This is a genomic window from Streptomyces carpinensis (genome assembly GCF_002154505.1).
In the GTDB taxonomy this organism is placed as follows: Bacteria; Actinomycetota; Actinomycetes; order Streptomycetales; family Streptomycetaceae; genus Streptomyces; species Streptomyces carpinensis.
The window spans coordinates 1-4,624 of sequence record NZ_MUBM01000355.1 but is presented as its reverse complement, the minus strand read 5'-3'; the positions used below and the strand labels follow the sequence as shown (position 1 = coordinate 4,624).

General features: G+C 73.6%; 2 protein-coding genes. Both read right to left on the bottom strand.

What is annotated here, in order from left to right; all coding sequences use genetic code 11:
- Nucleotides 1-21 precede the first annotated feature (21 nt).
- Nucleotides 22-1,959, bottom strand: a complete 1,938-nt coding sequence (locus tag BZY54_RS37830; protein ID WP_086729870.1) for a DUF2264 domain-containing protein — start codon at nt 1,957-1,959, stop codon at nt 22-24.
- 37 nt (nt 1,960-1,996) lie between these two features.
- Nucleotides 1,997-4,402 carry a polysaccharide lyase 8 family protein gene (locus BZY54_RS37825; protein ID WP_086729869.1) on the bottom strand — a complete coding sequence of 802 codons (2,406 nt, stop codon included), beginning with the start codon at nt 4,400-4,402 and terminating at the stop codon, nt 1,997-1,999.
- Nucleotides 4,403-4,624 lie beyond the last annotated feature (222 nt).

Sequence of the window (4,624 nt, the reverse complement as noted above, 5' to 3'; positions counted from 1 at the left end):
CGCCCTAGCCTTTGCCGCGTGTCAGGCGCGCAGTTCGGTGCCGTCGGGGAACCGTACGGTCACGACGTGACCGTCCCCGGTGCCGCTCCCGGCCCCGCCTCCGGGTTCCTCCCCCGGGGCGGGGCCGTCGACCTCGACCGCGACCGCTTCGCGCAGCTGGCGCGGATGGACGGCGTCGCCGGAGAGCACGACCAGGGTCACATGGACGCTGCGGCCCCCCGGGTGCACGGCGGAGCGCAGCCACGGCACGGCCGAGTGCGGGCCGAACGCGTTCGCCTCGACGTCTCGTTCCACCCCGGCGGTCTCCTGCCAGCCGTACAGGCCGACGACCGCGCTCGTCAGCCCTTCGGTACTGCGGACGAGGGCCCAGCCGGGTCCGGTCTCGGCGGCCGGCTGCCTTACGTCGGCGAGCGGATGGCCGCCCTCGCGGACGGTGACGCCCGCCGGCGCCTCGACCCGGTGCACTCGGACCTCCCAGGGTCCGTGCAGCAGTGACGTGGTCTCGATGCGGTGGCCGGTGTCGTCGCCGGCGAGCCGGGCTGCGTGCCAGGAGGAGGCTCGGCGGTCGCCGACCCCGAGGGGGTGGATACGGGTGCGGCGGCTGGGCGTGCCGTCGGCGGAGACGAGCGCGATGTGGTTGTCCACCGTGCGCGCCCAGGCGTGCGGTGCGCTCTGCGGTGCCGTGTGGGTGGAGTAGGCGAACTTGGCGTAGTGAGGGTCGTCGACGGCGTCCGCGGGCTCGGGCGGGTTGTGGTCGCTGCCGTGGTTGTACAGGCGGACGACGCCGTCGTGGCGGGTGCCGTGCAGCAGCCAGCCGGGCGCCGGGAGCGCCGTGTACCGGTCCGCCTCCTCCACCGGCAGCGGCTGTTCGCGGGCGGTCCACACCTCGTGGTCGGCCGGGAGCAGCAGCCCGAGGAATGCCTTGGAGGCCCAGTACGGCGAGGCGGGTCCCGAGTAGGGCTGGGTGCTGGGCAGGAAGGTGTCGTACCAGCCGAGGGTGAGCAGTCCCCGCTCGTCGGGGACGCCGCGTTCGGTGAAGTGGCGTACCGCGCCGGACGCGAGACGCCGGGTCAGCCCCGGGGGGTGGGGCGTGGCGCCGGTGAGCGCGCCCATCCACACCGGGACGGTCGCGGCGTAGCGGTAGCACAGTGACCGTCCCTGGTGCACGGGCGCGCCGTCGCCGCCGAAGAGGTGGACGTGGCCGCGCAGGAACGCGGTGAGGCGTTCCTTGTAGGTCTTGGCCCGGTCGCCGTCCTCCTCACCGGCGATGCGGGCCCACAGCAGCGGGTACAGGTGCAGGGCCCAGCCGATGTAGTGGTCGAAGTTGCGGCCGTCGCCGTCGGTGTACCAGCCGTCGCCGACGTACCAGTCCTCGATGCGGTCCAGGCCGCCGTCGATGTCCGCCTGCTCGTACGGGGCGCCGACGGAGGCCAGGAACTGCTCGGAGACGACCTGGAAGAGCCGCCAGTTGTTGTCCCAGGTGCGGCGCCCGACGAAGCCGGAGAACCAGTCGACCACCCGCTCCTGGATTCGGGGATCCAGCCGGTCCCAGATCCAGGGGCGGGTCTCGTGCAGGCCGATCGCGATCGAGGCCGCCTCGACCATCTGCTGCGAGCAGTCGGTCAGTCGCGGCCAGGCCTCGCCGGACGCCGGGTCGGTGCCGGAGGCCAGACCCGCCGCGTACCGCTCGACCAGTTCGGGGTCCGCCTGCGGTCCGGCACCGGCGATGCGGAACGCCGCCAGCAGGAACGTCCGCGCGTATCCCTCCAGCCCGTCCGAGACCACACCCGACCAGCTGGTCCGGCCCGGCAGCCGGTACTGGGCGAGGCCGGGGGTGGCGAAGGGGGCCACCCCCGCGAGCAGGGCGTCGGCGAGCGCCTCCCAGTGTGCGCGGGTCCACCCGGTGCGGGGCGAACGGACGCGGTCGGGCGGCGGGAGCGGCGGATACGGTGCGGGCATGGGTGCCTCTTCCTGCGCAGGGGACGGTGCGGTGTCGTCAGTACAACTCCGCGGTGTGGGTGTGGCCGTGGGAGCCCGCGACGTCGACGGCCAGGACGGGCCGGCGGCCGGTGGTCACCGCGACGGTGTCGTCCGCACCGCGCACGCCGTGGGCCGGCCAGGGCAGCGTGACGGTGACGGTGGTGGCGGTGCGGCCCGGATCGGCGACGGCCACGCTGATGCGTCCGCCCTGTCGCCGGACCAGGACCGTGCCGGGCCCGTCGCAGGTGATGCCGGCGACGGTGCCCGCGGCCCAGAAGTGGACGGCGGTCAGGCCGAGCGAGGGCATGTGGACCGCCTGGGCCTGCGCGGTGTTGGCGGCGACGTGCACCGGCCGGGAGGAGGACCAGTCGGCGGTGCGCGCCACGTCGAGGCCCGGCAGCAGGACGTAGGCGTAGCCGGCGCCGGTCGGCGAGATGCCGTGGTCGATCCAGAGCGTCTCGTAACGGCGGGTCAGGCGGGTGGCCGAACCTGCGGTGTCCGCACCGGTGTTGATGTCGGACCAGGCTGCGGTGCGCTCCTCGCGCAGCGCCCGCAGCGCGGCCCCGTCCGGGAAGACGTAGCCGCCCACACCCTCCAGGTGTGCCCAGCGGGCCTGCGGAATCGTCGCGTCGCGGCCTGGGCCGTCCGGCTGGGCGGTGCCGTCGACGGTCAGCCGGCCGGCGCCGGCCGCGTGCAGGTTGCGGTTCTCGACGACCGTCTCGACGGTGCGGCCGTCTGACGCAGTGATGCCCGCACCGAGGGCGACCACCCCGTCCTCGAGGAAGAACCACGCCTTGCGCGCCCGCAGGGTGCTGCCCGCCGCGATCAGCTCCATCGCCGCGGCCCCGAAGCGGTCGTCCAGCACGGCACCTCCGGCCACGGCGTTCGTGGGCTTGTAGGTGCCGGTGCCGCTGCCCGTGCCGAGGTTCGTACGCGTACGGGTGTCCACCGTGGTGCCCGGCAGCCGCTGGGCGTCGACCGTCGGCCAGAAGCCGTCGGAGTACTGGGTGCGGTCGTCGTCGTAGAGATACAGCATGCCGTCGCCGGTGTACCAGCCGTGCAGGTTCTCGCCGTTGCCCGCCTCCCAGGCGGCGATCCGCCGGGACGACAGGCTCAGCGCCGTGGTCCAGCCGGGGCGTCGGTGCACGATGCGGTCCATGTCGGCGAGGACGGTGTGGCCGACCGGCGCGGGTGCCGCCTGCACCGCGGGGTCGTCGAGCACGGCGGCGGCCCGCTTGAGGGCGGGGATGCCGACGAGTTGCGTGTACGGGACGTCGGTGTTGCGTTCGATCCAGCCCTTGGCGATCGAGCGCCACCGGGCGGCGTACGCCTCGGGCGCGCCGGTCGCCAGGAGCAGGACGTTGGTGGTGGTTCCGGCGCCGGTGTCGTAGTCCTTCTCGCGTTCCCGGGAGATCGCCCGGCCGCGCACCGCGTCCATCATCAGCCCGTCGAAGGTGACGGCGGCGAAGCTGCGCTCGACGGCATCGTGGATCACCGATATGCCGGGGTCGGTGATCTGCCAGTCGGAGCCGGCGAGCAGGGCGACGAGGTAGGCGACGCGGCTGAGCAGCACGTTGCCGTAGGTCCCGGTGTAGGCGACGCAGTCGTGCTGGACGAACGAGCCGTCACGGTAGAAACCATCGCCGGAGGTGACGTAGGTGAACAGACTGTGCTTTCCCGCGTCGCGGGTGTCGGACAGCCCGTCCCGGGCGAGGGCCAGCTTGTCGGCGCTGCGGCCGACGATGCCGCGCAGTGCGACGATCGCCGCCTTGTCGGCCCGGTTGGCGCCGGTCTCGGCCAGGGAGGGGCTGTTGGTGCGGCGGTCGGGGTCGGCGCAGAAGCGGTCCACGACGGCACAGTAGGCGGCGATCCGGTCGGCGGGAATGCGGTCGTACAGCAGGACGCAGATGTCCATCAGACTGCGCGGGGCGCCGATCTCCCAGAACCACCAGTTCCCGGACTCGGGCTTGGACGGGTTGTAGGCCGTGTCGTTCAGGAAGGCCAGCGCCTCGGTGATCGCGTCGGCCACCGTCTCGTCGCCGTGCAGGGCGGCGCCGGGGGTGGCCCAGGCAGTGGCCAGGGTGAGCAGTCTTCCGTAGGACTGGCTGAAGTTGCCCGGGTCCTTGACGGGCGCGAGGTCCGGCCACAGCGCTGTGCGGCCGGCGGTACGGTCCATGGCCGTCCACTGGGTGCCCGCGGCGGTGTCGAGGGCGGTGAGCGCGTCGGCGAAGACCTTCTGCGAGGGGTCGATGGCGCCGCCTGTGGTCAGTTCGGCGGCGCGGGCCCGCAGGGTGCCGAAGGGGTCCGTGCCGTCGGTCGCGGTCGCGGCGTGTGCGACTCCCTCTCCCGTGGTGAGCGGGAGCAGGAGGGCACCGATGCCGGCGGCGAGCAGGGTCCGGCGGCGGGGCTGGGCGTGGTTCATGGGTTGTCCCTACTCGGTCTGTGTCCGTGGATCCGGGTGGTGTCGGTGGGTCCGGGCGTGGCCGCCGGGCCTCGGCGGATGTGTGGTGGAGTCCCGGCGGGTGTTCGGTTGGTCGGTGGGGGTCAGTCGGTGAGGGTGCTGGGGTCGACCGCGGGCGCGGGCAGGTGCAGCGCGGCCAGTTCCGCCCTGCCGGTGGCGTCGATCGGGAAGGCCCAGCGGTTG

What these genes read in the sequence shown, in the direction of transcription:
- BZY54_RS37830 (WP_086729870.1), bottom strand. Translation starts at nt 1,959, where the DNA reads ATGCCCGCACCGTATCCGCCGCTCCCGCCGCCCGACCGCGTCCGTTCG.
- BZY54_RS37825 (WP_086729869.1), bottom strand. Translation starts at nt 4,402, where the DNA reads ATGAACCACGCCCAGCCCCGCCGCCGGACCCTGCTCGCCGCCGGCATC.